The 18938-nt window shown below is 72.3% G+C and carries 16 protein-coding genes; all 16 read right to left on the bottom strand.

The features are described 5' to 3' along the window. Positions 1 to 53: 53 nt before the first annotated feature. A complete protein-coding gene (locus AB4Y78_RS01090; protein ID WP_441713784.1) occupies positions 54 to 632 on the bottom strand; it encodes a hypothetical protein in 579 nt (192 codons plus the stop codon). Then, entirely contained in the window at positions 629 to 1216 is a 588-nt protein-coding gene (locus AB4Y78_RS01085) for a hypothetical protein (RefSeq protein ID WP_441713785.1), read from the bottom strand. Before AB4Y78_RS01085 ends, AB4Y78_RS01090 begins: the two co-directional genes overlap by 4 nt. 10 nt (positions 1217 to 1226) lie before the next feature. Further along, positions 1227 to 2714 (bottom strand): WXG100 family type VII secretion target, encoded by a 1488-nt coding sequence (locus AB4Y78_RS01080; protein WP_441713786.1) that lies wholly within the window; start codon positions 2712 to 2714, stop codon positions 1227 to 1229. 104 nt (positions 2715 to 2818) lie between these two features. After that, positions 2819 to 5638, bottom strand: a complete 2820-nt coding sequence (locus AB4Y78_RS01075; protein ID WP_441713787.1) for an Rne/Rng family ribonuclease — start codon at positions 5636 to 5638, stop codon at positions 2819 to 2821. Positions 5639 to 5800: 162 nt separating this feature from the next. After that, complete coding sequence (locus AB4Y78_RS01070; RefSeq protein ID WP_441713788.1) at positions 5801 to 6532, bottom strand: TIGR03936 family radical SAM-associated protein; 732 nt, start codon at positions 6530 to 6532, stop codon at positions 5801 to 5803. Between the two features lie 11 nt (positions 6533 to 6543). Beyond that, the gene (locus AB4Y78_RS01065) at positions 6544 to 9399 is read right to left on the bottom strand and encodes an FAD-binding and (Fe-S)-binding domain-containing protein (RefSeq protein WP_306514443.1); all 2856 of its coding nucleotides are present in this window, start codon (positions 9397 to 9399) and stop codon (positions 6544 to 6546) included. A gap of 56 nt (positions 9400 to 9455) precedes the next feature. After that, entirely contained in the window at positions 9456 to 9644 is a 189-nt protein-coding gene (locus AB4Y78_RS01060) for a hypothetical protein (protein WP_265231557.1), read from the bottom strand. A 79-nt stretch (positions 9645 to 9723) separates the two neighbouring features. Then, positions 9724 to 11718, bottom strand: a complete 1995-nt coding sequence (locus tag AB4Y78_RS01055) for a TIGR03960 family B12-binding radical SAM protein (protein WP_306514441.1) — start codon at positions 11716 to 11718, stop codon at positions 9724 to 9726. Positions 11719 to 11781: 63 nt separating this feature from the next. Continuing rightward, positions 11782 to 13638 (bottom strand): AMP-dependent synthetase/ligase, encoded by a 1857-nt coding sequence (locus AB4Y78_RS01050; RefSeq protein WP_259909019.1) that lies wholly within the window; start codon positions 13636 to 13638, stop codon positions 11782 to 11784. Positions 13639 to 13769: 131 nt separating this feature from the next. Continuing rightward, positions 13770 to 14267, bottom strand: a complete 498-nt coding sequence (locus AB4Y78_RS01045; protein ID WP_259909020.1) for a DUF4442 domain-containing protein — start codon at positions 14265 to 14267, stop codon at positions 13770 to 13772. Beyond that, positions 14264 to 15412, bottom strand: coding sequence for an FtsW/RodA/SpoVE family cell cycle protein (locus tag AB4Y78_RS01040; RefSeq protein WP_441713789.1), 1149 nt, complete (start codon positions 15410 to 15412; stop codon positions 14264 to 14266). The genes AB4Y78_RS01045 and AB4Y78_RS01040 overlap by 4 nt, the downstream gene beginning before the upstream one ends. A 4-nt stretch (positions 15413 to 15416) precedes the next feature. Next, entirely contained in the window at positions 15417 to 16385 is a 969-nt protein-coding gene (locus tag AB4Y78_RS01035) for a bifunctional riboflavin kinase/FAD synthetase (RefSeq protein WP_306514615.1), read from the bottom strand. A gap of 11 nt (positions 16386 to 16396) precedes the next feature. Continuing rightward, complete coding sequence (truB, locus tag AB4Y78_RS01030; RefSeq protein WP_441713790.1) at positions 16397 to 17317, bottom strand: tRNA pseudouridine(55) synthase TruB; 921 nt, start codon at positions 17315 to 17317, stop codon at positions 16397 to 16399. Next, on the bottom strand, positions 17314 to 17769 hold the full coding sequence (gene rbfA / locus AB4Y78_RS01025) for a 30S ribosome-binding factor RbfA (RefSeq protein WP_441713791.1): 456 nt from the start codon (positions 17767 to 17769) through the stop codon (positions 17314 to 17316). The genes truB and rbfA overlap by 4 nt, the downstream gene beginning before the upstream one ends. 84 nt (positions 17770 to 17853) lie before the next feature. Then, on the bottom strand, positions 17854 to 18312 hold the full coding sequence (locus tag AB4Y78_RS01020) for a DUF4190 domain-containing protein (protein WP_306514616.1): 459 nt from the start codon (positions 18310 to 18312) through the stop codon (positions 17854 to 17856). A gap of 81 nt (positions 18313 to 18393) precedes the next feature. After that, entirely contained in the window at positions 18394 to 18849 is a 456-nt protein-coding gene (locus AB4Y78_RS01015; RefSeq protein ID WP_128276829.1) for a DUF4190 domain-containing protein, read from the bottom strand. Positions 18850 to 18938: the final 89 nt, after the last annotated feature.

Below are 18938 nucleotides of genomic sequence, written 5' to 3'. Positions count from 1 at the left end.
GAGGACCAAGACTACCGGCGAGACCCGCTGGCGGACAAACCGGCGACGGGAGGTCAGCCCGGCGGCGTCAGCTGGTGCTCGAGGACGGGCGCCTGCCCCGGTCCGAGCACCGGGTGCAGCCCGACGGTGAAGCCGAGGAGGTCACCGCCATTGAGCCAGGTGTCGACGCTGCCACCCCGCGCGGAGGAGGCGGCGGAGTCGACCCCCGCCCGGTCCAGGCCCACCTGTCCCCCGACCTCCTCGAGGCGGGTCGCCAGGGCATCGGCATCGTCCGGCGACTCGAAGAGGGCGATGCTCTGCACCTGCCGGTCGCCCGGGGCGACGAGCACCCGGATGACGTCGGCCTGGACGACGACCTCGCCACCCGTGCCGCGCACGACGACCTCGATCGGGTCCTCACCGCGCACGTCGACGTCGCGCAGGATGCCGCCGTCGGCCCCCAGGTCGTCCGCGGTGAGCGCCGTGGACAGGTCGATGAGCGCGCGGCGCTCGGTCTCGATGTGCTCGACCCCGGCCTCGCTGAAGGACGAGTTGTCCCCCGAGCCGGTCGTCGGCCCCTCCGCCGACCCTCGGGTGAACGTGCACCCCGCGAGGGCGAGCGCGAGCAGCCCGGCGACGGCGCCACGCCTCACAGCCGCAGCCACGTGTCCTGCGCGGACGGGTCCGCCGACGCCGGCCCCTCGGCCGGTGGGCCCTGGTCACCCAGAGGCGTGAAGGACCACTCGAGGACCTCGAGGGCGGGGGCCTGCCCGCGGGCGGGCAGGCGGTGGAGGGTGACGCCCCCGCGGATGCCCAGGGCCTGCCCCCCGTGCAGCCCGTGCCGGCGACGGCGCTCGACCGGACCGTCGACGACCCGGTCGACGAGCGCGGTGGTCGGCTCGGGAGCGAGGCCGACGACCTCGGCCGTCCGGCGCAGCTCGTCGGCGGCTCGCTGCCCGTCGTCGAAGGAGCGGGTCAGCCCGACGACGGAGACGAGCTCGTCACCGCCGACCAGCAGTCGGATCGTCGTCGCCTCGACGCGCAGCGCGCCGAGCGGGCCCACGACGTCGACGGTGATCGGTCGGTCGAGCGGCGCGTCGACGTCCCAGACCGGCCCGGCCTCGCCGCCGAGCACCGTGTCGCGGGTCGGCCAGCCGGCAGCGAGGTCGATCACGGCACGTCCGGTCGCGTGGATGCGGTCCACCCCGGCTGCCGAGAAGGTCGAGCGGTCGGTCATGTCCAGCACCCTACTGTCGGACGTCGGCGTCGAACCCGGACAGGATCCGCGCGACGATGCGGTCGACGTTGTTGACGGGTCGGGCCTCGTCGAGGCGGGTGTCGAAGTCCGACTCGACGATCGCGCGGATCTCCTCGTCGGTCAGGTCGGCGAAGGCCGGCCACGTGTCCTGCTCGATGAGTGCCCAGCGGGAGGACTGGTCGGCGACATTGCCCTCCGGCAGCGGGGTCGTCACGGTGACGGTCCCCTGCAGCGGGTTGTCGATGCCGGTGAAGGGGATGTTGTGCGGCCCCGGGGTCTCCACGTCGAAGGTCACCGGGAAGACCTCGCCGAAGGTTTGCGCACCGGGGATCGTCGGCTCACCGATGAGGGTGATGCCGTAGGTGACCGCGGGGCCCGTCGGGAAGTGGTTGTACATCGTCTGGTAGTCGTCGACGATGATCTGGTTCTGCTCCCGCCACAGCAGCCGGTGGTTGCCGTCGTCGACCCGGGTGGGGTCGCCGGAGTCGATCCCGTACCAGGCCTGCATCGCGTTGTCGTCGATGACGCCGGCCGCGTGCATCCGCTCGATCTCGGCGATGCCCCCGTCGACGTAGGCCTGATGCATCGACCCCTGGTCGAAGAAGATCTCCTGCTGCATCGACAGCAGGGTCGACTCGTAGAAGGCGAGGTCGGCGTCGCTCAGCGAGGCAAGCACCGCGAGGTTGCCCGCGTGCGGCGGTGGCAGCAGGGGTGAGCCGGCGAGGACACCCTGGGCGACGTCGCGGGCGAGGTCGAGGTCGGCGAAGCCGCCGGCGAAGCTCGGGCCGATCATGTTGGCCATCGCGGCCCACTCGAGATCGGGGTTGGCGAGGTAGAGCTCGCCGTAGTACTCGTACACCGCCGAGACGATGTCGCGGTTGCCGTCGAAGCCCTGGCTCGGGTCCCACTCCGCCGGGTCGATGCCCGCCTGCTGCAGGGCCTGGTCGATCCAGTACTGCTCGAGGTAGTCCGCGTAGGCGACCGGGTCGTCGGCAAAGAGCCCGTCGTCGAAGGCCCGGTCGAGCGCCTCCTTGGTCCCCTCCGGGTCCGCGACCGCGAGGTCGCGGAACTCGTCGCTCTCGAGGTAGTCGGCCCGCTCCTGCGGCGTCATGTCCTCGAGCTCGTCGTAGAGGTCGGCCGCCGCCAACGGCGGCGTCATGGGGAGCCTCGGTCCGGCTGACGAAGGGGGGACCCCGCCCGTGGCACCCGCGCTACCGGCCTCTTGCTCGGCCGCCTGGCTCCGGGCGCGGCCGCCGTAGGTGTCGAGCAGCTCGGCCGCCTCGGCCAGCCGGGTGCGGGCGGTGGCCCACGACTGGCCGAATCGGTCGGCGTCGTCGCCGGTCCAGTGCATCGCCAGGAGCATCGCCTGCGCGGTGCCGTCGCCCTCGACGGTCCGGGTGCGCCCCGCCAGCGTCACGAGTGCGTCGCCGATGGCGCGCAGTCGGTCGCTGTCGGCGCCGTGCGTCAGCTGGTCCACGGTGTCCCTTCCCCCTGCTGGTCAGGTGAAGGCTAGCCACGTGCACGCCGACGGCCCATGGGGAGCGCTCCCCCATGGGCCGTCGGTCGGTACGGCTCGGTGCGTCAGGCCTTCGGCGGGCCGGCCTCCGAGGTGACGCGCTTGCGCTTGCGTCGCGCCGGGGCGGCCGGCTCCGGGTCGGCGACAGGTGTCGTCGGGGCCTCGCCGGACTCACCGGCGACCTTGGTCAGGGGTGCCGCTGCGGGCTCGGCCGGCGCGGTGAGGTCGACGGCCTCGAGCGCCACCGGGGCACCCGCGCTCGACGCGGCACGGCGGCCACCGCGGCGACGCCTCGGCGCCTCCAGCGGCTCGGGCTCGACAGCGCTCTCGACGGGCTCGGGCACGACATCGGCCGCGGGCTCCAGCGCCAGCTGCTCCGACTCGGCCGGGGCCGGCGGGGTCGACTCCTCGCCCGCGCCGGTCAGGTCGACCGGCTCGAGCGCCACCGGGGCACCGGCGGTGGAGGCCGCCCGGCGACCGCCGCGACGACGCTTCGGCGCCTCCTGCGCCGGCTCCTCGACCGGCGCCGGCTCCGACGTCACCTCGGGCGCGTCGGCGGCGGAGTCGGTGGTCTCGAGGTCGGCGACGTCGTCCTCGCTCGCCTCGCCGGCGATGTTCTTGATCGCCGCGGCGTGGGCCGCCGCCGCGATCTGGGCCGCGGTCCGGCCGTTGGCGTCGGTCTGCTCCTCGCCCGGCTCCTGGCGCTGCGCCGAGGAGTCCTTGTCCCCCTTCGACCGGCCACGACGGGACTTGCCGCCGCCACCGCCACCGTTGCCGCCGTGGTTGCCGCCGGCGTGACCGCCGGGGTCGTGGGCGACGGGCTCGCTGTGGACGATGATGCCCCGACCCTGGCAGTGCTCGCACTCCTGCGAGAAGACCTCGATGAGACCGGCACCGACCCGCTTGCGGGTCATCTGCACCAGGCCGAGCGAGGTGACCTCGGCGACCTGGTGCTTGGTGCGGTCACGGCCCAGGCACTCGAGCAGACGGCGGACGACGAGGTCCCGGTTGGACTCGAGGACCATGTCGATGAAGTCGACGACGATGATGCCGCCGATGTCGCGCAGCCGCAGCTGACGCACGATCTCCTCGGCCGCCTCGAGGTTGTTCTTCGTCACCGTCTCCTCGAGGTTGCCCCCGGAGCCGGTGAACTTGCCGGTGTTGACGTCGACGACCGTCATCGCCTCGGTGCGGTCGATGACGAGCGAGCCGCCGGAAGGCAGCCAGACCTTGCGGTCCATCGCCTTGGCGATCGCCTCGTCGATCCGGTGCGCGGCGAAGACGTCGCCCTCGCCCGCGTACTTCTCCAGGCGGTCGGAGAGGTCCGGTGCGACGTCGTCGACGTAGCCCTTGATCTCGCGCCAAGCGTCGTCGCCCGAGACGACCATCTTGGCGAAGTCCTCGTTGAAGATGTCGCGGATGACCCGCACGGTCATGTCCGGCTCGGCGTGCAGGAGGACCGGGGCGCCGCCGGCGGATCCCTTCTTGCCCTTCTTGGCCTCGGCCTTGGAGCTGATCTTGTCCCAGGCCTTGGTGAGCCGCTCGACATCGGCGGTCAGCTCGGCCTCCGAGGCACCCTCGGCAGCGGTCCGGACGATGACGCCCGCGCTGTCCGGGACGACCTGCTTGAGGATCCCCTTGAGGCGGGAGCGCTCGGTGTCGGGCAGCTTGCGCGAGATGCCCGTCATGCTGCCCTCGGGCACGTAGACGACGTAGCGGCCGGGCAGCGAGATCTGCGAGGTGAGGCGCGCACCCTTGTGACCCACCGGGTCCTTGGTCACCTGGACGAGGACCGAGTCACCCGAGGAGAGCGCATTTTCGATCCGGCGCGCCTGGCCGTTGCCGACGCCCTGCGCCTCCCAGTTGACCTCACCGGCGTAGAGCACCGCGTTGCGGCCCTTGCCGATGTCGATGAAGGCGGCCTCCATGCTCGGCAGCACATTTTGCACGCGTCCGAGGTAGACGTTGCCGACGAGCGTCGACGTCGTCTCGCGGGAGACGTAGTGCTCGGCGAGCACGCCGTCCTCGAGGACGCCGATCTGGGTGCGGTCGCCGTGCTGGCGCACGACCATGACCCGCTCGACGCTCTCGCGCCGGGCGAGGAACTCCGCCTCGGTGATGATCGTGCGGCGACGACCGGCCTCACGGCCCTCGCGGCGACGCTGCTTCTTCGCCTCGAGACGGGTGCTGCCCTTGATCGCCTGCGGCTCGTTGCGCCGCGACTCGCGGACCTTGGTCACGGTGCCGGGCGGGTCCTCCTGGCCACCGTTGCCACCACCACCGCCACCACCACGGCGGCGCCGGCGACGTCGACGCGAGCTGCCGGAGCCCTCGTCACCGGAGTCGTCGGACGAGCCCGAGTCGTCGGAGTCGTCGTCGGACCCGTCGTGCGAGGAGTCGGTGTCGTCGGATGCGTCATCGCCCTGCGCCTGCCGGCCACCCCGGCCGCGCGAGCGCCCGCGGCCGCGGCCACCACCGGAGGAGTCGTCGTCCGAGGAGTCGTCGTCCGAGGTGTCGTCATCGGAGGAGTCGGCGGGAGCCTCGCCCGACTCGTCGGCGCCCTCGTCGCCGGAGCGGCTGTTGCGACCGCGCCCGCCGCGACGACGACGGCGGCGGCCGCCCCCTTCGCCCTGGGCGTCGTCACCGGAGTCGTCGCGCGACTCGTCCTGGTCGCTGCTCTCGTCGTCCTCGTCCGCGACGTCCTCCGGCTCCGGCTCGCGCCGGCGCGGCGGGGCGACGACCGGGGTCGGCTGCTGGAAGAGGAGGCCGAAGGACGGCACGACGGCTGCGGGCGCCGACTGCGGCTCCTGCGTCTCGGGCGTGTCCGTCTCGGGCTGGGCTGCCTGCGTCGACTCGTCGACGGGCGTGTCGTTGTCGGTGGCCATGTGGCACCTCCTGCACCACGGCCGTGTCCCGACACCGGCACCCCTGAGAGGGGTGCGACCCGGCCGCCATGCGGCGTGGCGGGCGCCTGGCCCGCGAAAGAGTCCGTGTTGCCTCGGCCGGGCTCGCGCTCAGCGCGGCACCCCGTCGGGGCCGGCGGCGTCTCAGTCGGCGGCCAGTGGATCGGCCACGCTATCGGTCTCGCTGCTCCAGATCCCCTGCGCCAGTCGGGTCGCCTTGGGCGAGCGCGGCGGCGCGAACGAGGTGGCAGCGGTGATCGCGCTGAGGACGTCGTCGGGGCGAACGGCAGGTGTGGTGTGCCGCACGACCATCGTCAGTATCGCACAGCCCTCGTCCGACAGACCGGTCTCCGCCCGGATGACGGGCTCGCGCGCGTCGTAGGACTTCACGCCCTTCTTGAACATCCTGCTGACCTCCACCCGCTCCTGCGCGAGGAAGCCGGCGACGGCCTGCTCGAGGTCGGCCAGCTCGACACCGGGGAACTCCAGCAACCACCGGCTCGCCTGCAGGCGGTCGGCCAGCGCACCCGGCTGGGCCTCGACGACCGAGACGATGTCGAGCCCGTCCGGCAGGGCCGCGTCGAGGGCCGTGGCCAGCGCATCGGGGTCGACCCGCTCGGTCACCGAGATCTCGAAGTACTCCGCTTCGCTCGCCGCCCCAGTCGCAGCGCCGTTGGCGTAGGAGATCTTCGGGTGCGGGTGGAAGCCGGCCGAGTAGGCCATCGGCACCCCCGAGCGTCGCAGCGCGCGCTCGAGCGCACGGCCGAAGTCACGGGTCGAGGAGTAGCGCAGCCGCCCGCGGCGGGCGTACTGGATGCGCAACTTCTGGACCGCCGGGGGTGGGGGCGGGCCGTCGGGGGTGCGTTGCGAGGACATGGGGGTCAAGCCTAGGCGCCGCGCGCGAGCAGCTCGACCAGGTGCACGCCGGTCCGCTCGGTGAGGTCGGCGATCTGGGTCTGGCAGCTGAAGCCGTCGGCGAGGACGACCGTGTCGCGGCCGGCCCCCTCGATCGCCGGCAGCAGCTGCTGCTCGGCGACCTTGACCGACACCTCGTAGTGGCCGAGCTCGACGCCGAAGTTGCCCGCCAGCCCGCAGCAGCCGCCCAGCCGCGTCACCGTCGCGCCCGTGCGGGCGAGCAGCGCCTCGTCGGCCGCCCAGCTCATCACCGCGTGGTGGTGGCAGTGCGGCTGGGCCACGATCTCGGTGCCGGAGAGGTCGGGGGCGGCCCAGCGCCCTGCGTCGATGGCGGTGGTGAGCACCTCGGCGACCGTGCGCACTCCCCCGGCGACCTCACGGGCGGCCGGCGAGTCGACGAGCCGCGGCAGGTCGTGGCGCAGCGCGGCGGTGCAGCTCGGCTCCATGCCGACGACGGGGATGCCCGCCGCGACGACCGGCGCGAGGACGCGCGCGGCATCGGTCAGGGTCTTCTTCGCAGCGTCGAGCTGACCGGTGGAGATGAAGGTCAGCCCGCAGCACAGCGCCTCCGCCGGGACGAAGGGGGTGAACCCCGCCTGCTGCAGCAGCGCCACGGTCGACCGGCCGACCTGGGGCGAGAAGTGGTCGGTGAAGGAGTCGACGAAGATCGCGACTGGGTGGGCGGTGCCGGCGGCCTGGGCCGCGGAGGCGACGAGCCCCTCGCCCTGCGCCCAGGTGCGGAAGGTCTGCCGGGCGAAGGTCGGGATGCTCCGGCGCGGGTCGACGCCCGCCGCGGGCAGGGTGAGCCGCTTGATGCCGGGCAGGGAGGTCATCGCATTGGTCACCCGCGGCAGCCTGGCGGCGACCCGGGCGAGCTGCGGCAGCCGGCCGAGCGAGTAGTGGCTGCGCGGTCGCACCCGGCCCTTGTACGTCTGGTGGAGGGTCTCCGACTTGTACGTCGCCATGTCGATGCCCGTGGGGCAGTCGCTGGCGCAGCCCTTGCACGACAGGCACAGGTCGAGGGCGTCGTGCACCTCGGGCGAGCGCCAGCCATCGGTGATCGTCGACCCGTTGAGCATCTCCTGCAGCGCGCGGGCGCGGCCTCGGGTGGAGTCCTTTTCCTCCCCCGTCGCGAGATAGCTCGGGCACATGACGGTGCTCGACGTGCCAGCGGCCCGGCACTTGCCGACGCCGGTGCAGCGGTGGACGGCCTGGCTGAAGTCGCCGTCGTCCTCGGGGTAGGCGAAGGCAAGCGGCAGGCTCACCTTGCGGGCTGCGGGGATGCGGATGTCGGCGTCGACGGGCGCAGCGTCGACGAGGACACCCGGGTTGAGCAGGTTGCTCGGGTCGAAGGCGTGCTTGACGGCACCGAAGAGGGCCATCGTCTCGGCGTCGTACATGCGCGGCAGCAGGGCCGAGCGGGCCCGGCCGTCACCGTGCTCCCCGGAGAGCGAGCCTCCGTGGGCGGCGACGAGGTCGGCCGCGTCCTCGACGAGTCGCCGGTAGCGATCGCGGCCGTCGGGGGCGTCGAGGTTGACGTCGAGACGGATGTGCAGGCAGCCGTCGCCGAAGTGCCCGTAGGGCAGGCCCTGCACGTCGTGCTCCTCGAGCAGCACGTCGAAGGCCCGCAGGTAGCCGCCGAGGTGCTCTGGCGGCACGGCGGCGTCCTCCCACCCGGCGTGGGCGGGCCGATCGCGCGGCGATCGCGAGGAGAGGCCGGCGCCGTCCTCACGGATCTTCCACAGCGCGCGGGCCTGGCCCGGGTCGTCGACGACGAGGGCGTCGACGTGCGCGATCTCGCGGCAGACCTGCTCGGCACCGGCGCGCGCGGCGGCCGGGGTCTCCCCCGGGACCTCGACGAGCAGCCACGCGGCACCGCGCGGCAGGTCGGGCACGGCGTGCGGGCCGCGACGGCGCCGGACGATGTCGACGATGCGCGAGTCGATGCCCTCTGCCGCAACGGCGCCCAGCCCCTTGAGCAGGTGGGCGACGTCGCCGGCGGCGTAGATGTCCTCGAAGCCGAGGACCGTCAGGCACGTGGCCGGCGGGTCGGTGACGAGACGCACCCGGGCCTGCGTGACGAGGGCGAGCGTCCCCTCGGAGCCGACGAGCATGCGGCCGATGTCGCGGCCGCGCTCGGGGGCGAGGTGCTCCAGCGCGTAGCCGGAGACCTGCCGGCCGAAGCGCCCGAACTGCGTGCGGATCGTGCCGAGGTGGTCGTCGGCGAGCTGCGTCAGCCGGGCCACGAGGGCGTCGTCACCAGTGAGCGAAGGGGGTCCCCCCGCCGCTCCCGTCGTCGCCGAGAGCCGGGTGCCGGCCGCGGTGAGCATCTCCAGGCCGACGACGTTGTCGCTCGTCCGCCCGTAGCCGAGCGCGCGGTTGCCGCAGGCGTTGTTGCCGATCATGCCGCCGACGGTGCAGCGGCTGTGGCTGCTCGGGTCGGGGCCGAAACGCAGCCCGACCCGGCGGGCCTCGGCCTGGAGGGTGGCGTGCACGGTACCGGCCTCGACGAGGGCGGTCGCGCTGTCGCCGTCGACCTCCAGGACCCGGCCGAGGTGACGGGCGGTGTCGATGACGATCCCGGGGCCGACCGCGTTGCCGGCGCACGAGGTGCCGGCACCACGGGCGGTGACGGGGATGCCGAGCTCTCGGGCCACGGCGAGGGTGCCCTCGATCTCGTCGGTGTGCCGCGGGAAGACGACCGCCCGCGGCGGCACGCGGTAGATGCCGGCGTCCGTGGCGTACATGCCGATCGTCAGGGCATCGGTCCGTGCGTCGGCCACGCCCTCACGACGCAGGGCCTCGGTCAGCAGGGTCGGCGTCGTCATGCCGGGCATTGTCCCCCTTCGGCCCGAGGCGGCGCGGACCGGTCTCGCAGGCCGGGTCAGTCGCCGGGGATGAACCACGGGACGAGCACGAGGACGATCGCCAGCAGGGCGATCAGGCCGGCACCGCCTTGGGTGTAGCTCGAGCGTCGCTGCCGCGGCCAGTCCTGCATCGGCAGCACGGCGAAGCCCATGCCGTAGGCGATCGCCATGACGGCGACGATCACGATCCCGGTCGTGACGGACATGTCTGCTCCCCCTGCTCGACGGTGTCCGGTCCAGCCTGCCACGACGACGGGACGAAGGGAGTCTCCCGCCGGCCCCGGGTCAGCCCGTCTGCCCGGACGGGGCGACCATGTCCTGCTTGCCGGCCCCGAGGACGGTGAGCGGGAGCAGGTTCTTGCCCGTCGGACCGATCTCGATGTCGGTCCCCATCTGCGGGCAGACGCCGCAGTCGAAGCACGGGGTCCACCGGCAGTCGTCGACCTCGGTCTCGTCGAGCGCGTCGAGCCAGTCCTGCCACAGCCACTCCTTGTCGAGACCGGAGTCGATGTGGTCCCAGGGCAGGACCTCCGACTCCTCCCGCTCTCGGGTGGTGTACCAGGCGACGTCGACGCCGGTGCCCTCGAGGGCGGTCTCGGCCGCGGACATCCATCGGTCGTAGGAGAAGTGCTCGCTCCAGCCGTCGAAGCGGCCACCGTCGCGCCAGACCTGCTCGATGACCCGCCCGACGCGGCGGTCACCGCGCGAGAGCAGGCCCTCGACGATGCCCGGCTTGCCGTCGTGGTAGCGGAAGCCGATGGACCGGCCGTAGCGCTTGTCGGCACGGATCGCGTCGCGCAGCTTGTGCAGCCGCTCGTCGGTCTCCTCGGCGCCGAGCTGGGCGGCCCACTGGAAGGGGGTGTGCGGCTTCGGCACGAAGCCGCCGATGGAGACGGTGCACCGGATGTCGTTGTGCCCGGCGACCTCGCGGCCGGTCTCGATGACCCGCTTGGCGACCTCGGCGATTTGCAGCACGTCCTCGTCGGTCTCGGTGGGCAGACCGCACATGAAGTACAGCTTGACCTGACGCCAGCCGGCGCCGTAGGCCGCCGACACCGTCCGGATGAGGTCCTCCTCGGTCACCATCTTGTTGATGACCTTGCGGATCCGCTCCGACCCGCCCTCGGGGGCGAAGGTCAGGCCGGATCGGCGCCCGTTGCGGGTCAGCTCGTTGGCCAGGTCGATGTTGAAGGCGTCGACGCGGGTGCTCGGCAGGGACAGGCCCGTGTTGGTCCCCTCGTAGCGGTCCGCGAGCCCCTTGGCGATGTCGCCGATCTCGGTGTGGTCGGCGCTGGAGAGGGAGAGCAGCCCGACCTCCTCGAAGCCGGTGGCGGCCAGGCCGGCCTCGACCATCTCGCCGATGCCGGTGATGGAGCGCTCCCGGACCGGTCGGGTGATCATGCCGGCCTGGCAGAAGCGGCAGCCGCGGGTGCAGCCGCGGAAGATCTCGACGCTCATCCGCTCGTGGACCGACTCCGCGAGGGGGACGAGCGGCTTCTTGGGGTAGGGCCACGCGTCGAGGTCCATGACCGTGTGCTTGTCGACGCGCCACGGCACGCCGGTCTCCACCGGGGCGACGCGCTGGATGCGCCCGTCGGGCAGGTAGTCGACCTCGTAGAAGGCCGGGACGTAGACGCCACCGGTCGCCGCGAGGCGTCGCAGCACCTCGACACGGCCGCCGGGTCGGCCCTCGGCCTTCCACCCGGCGATGATGTCGGTGGCCGCGAGCACGGCCTCCTCGCCGTCACCGACGATCGCCGCGTCGATGAAGTCGGCGACCGGCTCCGGGTTGAAGGAGGCGTGCCCGCCCATGACGACGAGCGGGTGCTCGTCGCCCCGGTCGGCCGCGTGCAGCGGGATGCCGGCGAGGTCGAGGGCCGTGAGCATGTTGGTGTAGCCGAGCTCGGTCGAGAAGCTCAGGCCGAAGACGTCGAAGTCGCCGACGGGGCGGTGCCCGTCGACGGTGAACTGCGGCAGGCCGTGCTTGCGCAGCAGGGCCTCCATGTCGGGCCACACCGCGTAGCTGCGCTCCGCGAGGGCGTCGGCCCGCTCGTTGAGCACCTCGTAGAGGATCATGACGCCTTGGTTGGGCACGCCGACCTCGTAGGCGTCGGGATACATGAGGGCCCAGCGGACCGTGAGCTCGTCACCGTCGGGACCGTGGCCACCGACGTGCCAGTCCTTGACCGTCGAGTTCAGCTCGCCCCCGACGTACTGGATGGGCTTGCTGACCCGCTCGAGCAGGGGCTCGAGGGCAGGGAAGATCGACTCACCGGACATACCCCAAGGGTAGGTCCGGTGCGCGGCAGTCCCAAACACCGCGCACCGGACCCCTTCCGCGGATCAGCTCGGGTACATCTCCTCGATGTCGCCCTTGAACTTGTCGGCGACGACCTTGCGGCGCAGCTTGAGGCTGGGCGTGAGCTCCCCGTCCTCGACCGTCAGGTCACGCCCGAGGATGTGGAAGCGCTTGATCTGCTCGTGCCGGTTGAGGCCGGCGTTGAGCTCGTCGACGTAGGACTGGACCATCTCGCGGGCCTGCATCGACGAGACGATCTCGGTGTACCCGGCATCGGCCAGGCCGTTGGCCTCGGCCCACGGCTGGATGGCCTCCTCGTCGAGGGTGACGAGCGCCGTGACGAACTGCCGGTTTTCCCCGTGGACGAGCAGCTGGCCGACGTAGGGGCACAGCCCCTTGAAGGTCGACTCGATCTGCGACGGCGCCACGTACTTGCCGTTGCTCGTCTTGAAGAGGTCCTTCTTGCGGTCGGTGATCTTGACGAAGCCGTCGGCGTCAACCTCCCCGATGTCACCGGTGTGGAACCACCCGTCCTCGGTGAGCACCTCGGCAGTCGCCTCGGGGTTGTTGTGGTACCCCTCCATGACGTGCTCGCCGCGGACGAGGATCTCGCCGTCCTCGGCGACCTTGATCTCGGTCTGGACGTTGGGCCAGCCGACGGTGCCGACGCGCAGGGCGTAGGGCCGGTTGACCGTGGCCGCCGCGGAGGTCTCGGTAAGGCCGTAGCCCTCGAGGATCGGCAGGCCGGCACCGTTGAACCAGTGGGCGATGTCGGTGTTGAGCGCCGCGGAGCCGGAGATGAAGAAGCGCACCCGGCCGCCGAAGCGGTCGCGCACCTTGGCGAAGACGAGCTTGTCGGCGACCTTGTGCTTCAGCCCGAGGAGCAGGCCCGGCCGACGCCCGTCGGACTGGGCCTGGGAGTACTGCCGGGCCGTCGCGGAGGCGAAGTCGAAGATCTTCGCCTTGGCGCCCCCTTCCTCCTGCATGCCCAGCGAGAGCTTGCCGTAGACCTTCTCGAAGATGCGCGGGGCCGCCGCCATGAAGGTCGGGCGGACCTCACCGAGGTTGTCGACGATCTTGTCGATCCGCCCGTCGACGGCCGTCTGCATGCCCACGTCGGTGCTGATGAGCAGCAGGACCTTGGCGAAGACGTGCGACAGCGGCAGCCACAGGTAGTGCACGTCGTCCGGGGTGAGCATCCCGGTCGAGCGGATCGCGGCGCCCTGGTAGGTCCACGTCGCGTGACGCAGCCGCACGCCCTTGGGGCGGCCGGTCGTGCCCGAGGTGTAGATGATCGTCGCGAGCGACTGCGGCCCGGTGGCGTCGATGCGGGCGTCGACCACGCCCGGCTCGGCCGCGAGCAGGGCCGCGCCGCGTGCCTCGAGGTCCTCGAAGGAGATGACCCAGTCGTCGAGGTCGACGCCGTCGGTGTCGACGACGACGACCGTCATGACCTCGGGGATCGCGTCGCGGACCTGGCGCAGCTTGCCGACCTGCTCCGCGTCCTCGGCGATGACGACCCGGGAGCCCGAGTTGTCGACGATGAAGGCGACGTCGTCGCTGATCGACGTCGGGTAGATCGTCGTCGTCGCGGCGCCGGCGGCCATGATGGCGTAGTCGGCGAGGACCCACTCGATGCGGGTGCTCGAGGCGAGGGAGACACGGTCCTCGGGACGGATCCCGAGATCGACGAGACCGGCCGCCAGCTGCCAGACGCGATCACCGAGCTGGGCCCAGGTCAGCTCGTCCCAGGCGATGCCGGAGGGGTAGGAGTAGGCGGTGTTGTCAGGGGTGTCGGCAATGCGCTGCCGCAGCAGGTGACCGACGGAGGGCGCACGGTCCTCGAACATGCTGGCGTCGTAGGCCTCGTCGACGGCGCGGGTGGGGCGGGGGTCAGGCACAGGAGTCCACTCCTTCGTGGGCTTCGGGTGATGCGCGCATCCTCCCCCAGCGTCGGGCCGGGTGTCACTGGTCCGCCCACAGCGTGACCATTTGGTGACCAAATGCTGCCGGTGGCTCCGCCGCCAGCCCCTCAGGCCGGCTTGCGGCGCACGTACAGCTGCTTGCGGTAGCGGGCGACGAGGGTCCCGTCCTCGGCGACGACGTCGTTGTCGCACCACACCAGGTACTTGCTGCCGTCAGCCGTCGCGGCGCGGATCTCGTCGAGCAGCTCGTCGGTGATCCGGATGCTCGTGCGCACGTCGGTGCGGCCAGGACTGACGAAGTCGATCTCCCCCGCCTTGTCCCAGACGATGTACTCGTCCCCGAGGCACCGCAGGGCCCCGAGCATCCACCACGGGTCGCACATGGCGAAGAGGGAGCCGCCGAACTGCGTCCCGACGTAGTTGCGGCTCCACGGGCGCATCCGCAGCGAGACGTCGAACTCGCGGAAGTCTGCGGAGATCCGGTCGACGTGGACGCTCGCGGCGAGGAAGGGCGGCCAGAGGTTGAGCCCACGGCGCAGCGCGGTGGCGCCGAGGTCCTTGGACAGGGTCTGGAAGGAGGGGATCTGCACGGGGGCGATCGTCACCGATGGGTGGGCACGGGTCCACGACCTGTGGCGGACCTCTCCTCCCGGGCCACCGCGACGACCACGCCGATCGCTGCCCAGCAGGCAAACATCGACGAGCCACCGTAGGAGAGGAAGGGCAGCGGCAGACCCGTGACGGGCAGCAGACCGAGGTTCATGCCGATGTTTTCGACCGACTGCACGGCGAACCACGCGGCCACGGCCCAGCACACGAGCCGGACGAAGGGGTCGTCGCTGCGGGTGCCGGCCAGGGCGATGCGGGCGACGACGAGCCCGAGGAGCACGACGACGAAGGCGGCGCCGACGAAGCCGAGCTCCTCCCCCGCCACGGAGAAGACGAAGTCGGTCTCCTGGAAGGGGATCGCACCCGAGGTCGTCAGCTCTCCCGCGTGCAGCCCCTGCCCGCCCCAGCCCCCGTTGGCGATCGCCCGCCGCACCTGCTGGGTCTGGTAGCCGATGCCCATCGGGTCCGCGCTGGGGTCGAGGAAGGCGGTGAGGCGATCGCGCTGGTAGCCGCTGAGCAGCGGGGTCGTGAAGGCCGCCGTCACCGCTGCGACACCCGCGAGGAGCACACCGGCGAGCCACGGCCACGAGGCTCCGGAGACGACGAGCACCCCGAGCGCCAGCGCGACGAGCACGAGCGCCGACCCCAGGTCCGGCTGGCCCATGACGAGCAGCACCGGCACGGCGGTCGCGGCACCGGCGAGCAGGATCTCGCGCGGTCGGGGTCGCTGCCGACGCTCCGCCGCGGGCGCGAGCAGCATCGGCAAGGCGACGCACAGCCCGACCTTCGCGAGCTCGCTCGGCTGGAGGGAGAAGCCGCCGGGCAGCTGGATCCACGACCGGGAGCCGTTGACCTCGGAGCCGAGCGGGCTGAGCACGAGCGCGAGCCCGACGAGCCCCACGAGGTAGACGAAGGGGGCCAGCGCCCGCAGCACGGCCCGGTCCAGCCGGGCGACGAGCAGGGCGATGACCAGCCCGATCCCGAGGTTGACGAGATGGCGCACCAGGTAGGCCGACCCGGCCTCCTGCCGCGTCGCGGAGTGCACGAGCACCGCGCCGAGCCCCGCGGCGATGAGCGCGGCTGCAAGCAGCACGAGGTCGGAGCGCAGCAGGCGGGCGGCGAAGCCCCCTTCGGTCCGCACGACCTCAGGCGGGCGCGGCCGGCGGGAGCCCGAGGACGCGGCGGGTCTGCTCGACGTCGGCGGCCATCGCCTCGAGCAGCGCGTCGATGGAGTCGAAGCGCAGGGTCGGGCGGACGTGGTCGACGAAGTCGACGGCCACCCGTTCGTCGTAGAGGTCGAGGTCGGTGCGGTCGAGGACGTAGGCCTCGACGACGCGGGTCTGCTGGTCGAAGGTGGGGTTGGTCCCCACGGAGATCGCCACCGGGAGACGGCGGTCGGCCGCGTCGATCGGCAGGTCGAGGCGGGTGAGCCACCCGGCGTACACCCCGTCGGAGGGCACGAGACCGAGGCTGTCGTCGCCGAGGTTGGCCGTCGGGTACCCGAGTTCACGACCCCGGTGGAAGCCGTGGACGACCGTGCCCACGACGCGGTGGGTGCGCCCGAGGATCGCGGCCGCCGCTGCCACCTCGCCGGCGGACAGGTGGGCGCGCACCGCGGACGAGGACCACCGCTCGGTCTCGCCCTGGTCCTCGATGACGACGACCTCGAAGCCGTGCTCGGCTCCCAGCTGCCGGAGCAGGTCGACGTCGCCCGTGTAGCCGGCTCCGAAGCCGCGGGTGTCGGCCCCGACGACGAGGACCGCCGCCTGCAGGCCGGTGACGAAGGTGTCGACGACGTAGTCGACGGCGCTCGTCTGCGCGAAGTCCATGGTGAAGGGCAGCACGCACAGTCCGTCGACGCCCGCCTCGGCGAGCAGCTCGTCGCGCAGCGGCCCCGGCGAGATGATCTCCGGCGCCCGCTCGGGGTGCATGACCTCGACGGGGTGCGGGTCGAAGGTCACTGCCACAGCCGGCAGGTTGCGCTCACGCCCCCGCCGGACCAGCTCGTCGAGGATGGCACGGTGCCCGCGGTGGACACCGTCGAAGTTGCCGAAGGTCGCCACGCACGGCCGCAGCTGCGGCGGGGTGGCACTCGGGGATGACCATTGCTGCACGGGACGACACTCTACGAACTGGCGGGCGCGAAGACGACGTGGGCTCGCGCGGTGCCGCGGCTCTCGTCGAGGACGGCGACGAGAGACCCGTCGGGGCCGAGAGCCGCCACCGGCTCCGTGCGGCCGGGGCTGGCGCTGTCGATGCGCTGTCCGTAGCCGAGCGCCCGGGCCTCGGGCTCGGTGAGCTCGCGCGTGACGAGCGCTGCGGCAGCGGCCTGCTCGAGCGGGGTGAGCGGCAGCAGAGCGTCCTCTCCCCCGCTCTCGCGCAGGGCCGAGAGCTCGTCGAGGGTGTGGGCGTGCTCGAGGCTCAGCCCACCCACGCGGGTGCGCCGCAGCGCCGTGAGGTGACCGTGGCAGCCCAGGTCGGCCCCGAGGTCGCGCGCCAGGGCGCGCACGTAGGTGCCCGACGAGACCTCGACGACGACGTCGACGTCGAGCTCGGGGTGCCCCTCCGCCTCGGTCGACCGCACGTCGAGCACGTCGAAGCGCGAGACCCTGACGGGGCGGGCGGCGAGCTCGACCTGCTCCCCCGCCCGCACGCGGGCGTACGAGCGCTCCCCCTTGACCTTGATGGCGCTCACCGAGCTCGGCACCTGCTCGATGTCGCCCGTGAGCCGGGCGACGGCCGCGTCGAGCGCCGGCCGGTCCGTCCCGGCCACGTCGCCGACGGCCGTGACCTCCCCTTCGGCGTCGTCGGTGATCGTCGCCTGACCCAGACGGATCGTCGCGGTGTACTCCTTGTCCGCGCCGACGAGGAAGGTGAGCAGCTTGGTGCCCCGACCGACGCCGAGGACGAGGACGCCCGTGGCCATCGGGTCGAGGGTGCCGGCGTGGCCGACCTTCCTGGTCCGGTAGAGACGCCGGCAGCGGGCGACGACGTCGTGGCTCGACCAGCCGGCGGGCTTGTCGACGACGACGAGGCCCTCGCTCACGCGTCGCTCCCCGGAGGGGTGCCCTCCCCCTCGTCGTCCTTGGTGCGGTAGGGGTCGGCGTCACCGGCCGGCGAGGCACTCGCCCGGGATCGTGCGAGGTCCTCGTCATGCTCGCGCGCGGAGCGGAGCAGGTCGTCGATGTGCGACGCGTTTTCGGGCACGCCGTCGGGGAGGATCTCCAGCGTCGGCGTCAGCCGGATGCCCAGCTGCTTGCCGACGAAGGAGCGCAGCTTGCCGCGGTTGGCCTCGAGGACCTCCGCGCTGCGGGCCCTCTGGTCGTCGTCACCGAAGACGGTGTAGAAGACCGACGCGTGCTGGAGGTCACCGGTCACCCGCACGTCGGTGATCGTCACGAACCCGAGGTCCGGGTCCTTGACGACCTGCTGCAGGTTGGCCGCGATGAGCTCCTGGATGCGATCGGCGATCTTGCGGGCGCGGGCCGGGTCGGCCATGGCACACCTCCGTGAGGGGCTGGGTGAGGACGAGGTCCACGGTATGCGACGCCGCCGCGTGCGACGACGCCGCGCCGCGGACCGTCAGTACGAGTTGGTGGCGACGTTGGCGATGCCGGCGAGCAGGCCGATGATCGTGACGCCGAAGGCGACGACGCCGAGGACGATGCCGATGATCGCGAGGGTGCGCTCGTTGCCGTCACCCTGCAGCGCATTCGCCTTGGACAGGCCCATGCCGCCGCAGATGACCGCGACGAGTGCCGCCAGGGCGCCCACCGGCCAGCAGCAGCAGCCGAGGGGTATGGCGATCAGGCCGACGACGATCGAGACGATGCCGAGGGTCTTGGCGCTCCCGTCCGGGGCGGCATGGGGCATGGCATAGGGGTTCGCCTCCGGTGCGCCGTACGGCGGCGGGGCGGCCGCGCCGCCGTACGGCGGCTGGCCGTACTGCGGCGTCGACGGGTAGGGCTGCTGGCCCTGGGGCTGCTGGCCGTAGGGCTCGGGCTGGCTGCCGTACCCGGGTCCGGGGGGCGGTGTCGTCATGAGGTTGTCCTGTGAGTCGTCGGGAGGAGACGTGCGACGCCCCCGGCACCGAGGCACCGGGGGCGTCTGACGAGGTCAGCGTCAGCTCATGTCGCTGTAGGCGTTGATGTCGATGACGCCGGCAGCCACGAGGATCCAGTAGATGACCGCGATGGCCAGACCGATCGCACCGGTGATGATGCCGATGAGGATGTAGGTCTTCAGGTCGGGGCGCGGGTTGGTCTTCGTCTGGTTCTTGGCGATGAGACCGGTGATGAGGGCGACGACCGAAAAGATCGGCAGGCCCCAGCAGCAGCACAGCAGGACGCCGACGATACCGGTGCCCATGGAGACGAAGGAGAGGATCTTCGTCTGGTCGCTGCCGCCCTGCGGCGCGCCACCGGGAGCCGGCGGGGGCGCCTGGGGCGGCATGCCGCCACCGGGGGCGGAGCCGTAGGTCGGAGCCCCGGACGGGCCGCCGGCGGGGGCCGAGCCGCTGCCGGAGGGGTCGTAGGGCTGGTTGCTTCCGCCGCCGGGCGGAGGAGGTGGCGTCGTCATGTGTCGCTTCCCCTAGAAGTCGTTGGTGCGGTCGGACACACCCTAGTCGGCGCGCGGCGGTTACCGCCGCATTGAGGGTAGGGAGTTCT

Origin of the sequence: Janibacter sp. RAF52 (assembly GCF_052114035.1) — a bacterium.
Classification (GTDB): Bacteria; Actinomycetota; Actinomycetes; order Actinomycetales; family Dermatophilaceae; genus Janibacter; species Janibacter hoylei.
This window is presented reverse-complemented; position numbering and strand designations above follow the sequence as displayed.

Excerpts from the sequence above, each read along its gene's own strand:
- rbfA (WP_441713791.1), bottom strand. The coding sequence starts at position 17,769 with ATGGCCGACCCGGCCCGCGCCCGCAAGATCGCCGATCGCATCCAGGAG.
- AB4Y78_RS01055 (WP_306514441.1), bottom strand. The coding sequence starts at position 11,718 with ATGTCCGGTGAGTCGATCTTCCCTGCCCTCGAGCCCCTGCTCGAGCGG.
- AB4Y78_RS01085 (WP_441713785.1), bottom strand. The coding sequence starts at position 1,216 with ATGACCGACCGCTCGACCTTCTCGGCAGCCGGGGTGGACCGCATCCAC.
- AB4Y78_RS01075 (WP_441713787.1), bottom strand. The coding sequence starts at position 5,638 with ATGGCCACCGACAACGACACGCCCGTCGACGAGTCGACGCAGGCAGCC.
- AB4Y78_RS01065 (WP_306514443.1), bottom strand. The coding sequence starts at position 9,399 with ATGACGACGCCGACCCTGCTGACCGAGGCCCTGCGTCGTGAGGGCGTG.
- AB4Y78_RS01070 (WP_441713788.1), bottom strand. The coding sequence starts at position 6,532 with ATGTCCTCGCAACGCACCCCCGACGGCCCGCCCCCACCCCCGGCGGTC.
- AB4Y78_RS01060 (WP_265231557.1), bottom strand. The coding sequence starts at position 9,644 with ATGTCCGTCACGACCGGGATCGTGATCGTCGCCGTCATGGCGATCGCC.
- AB4Y78_RS01015 (WP_128276829.1), bottom strand. The coding sequence starts at position 18,849 with ATGACGACGCCACCTCCTCCGCCCGGCGGCGGAAGCAACCAGCCCTAC.
- AB4Y78_RS01020 (WP_306514616.1), bottom strand. The coding sequence starts at position 18,312 with ATGACGACACCGCCCCCCGGACCCGGGTACGGCAGCCAGCCCGAGCCC.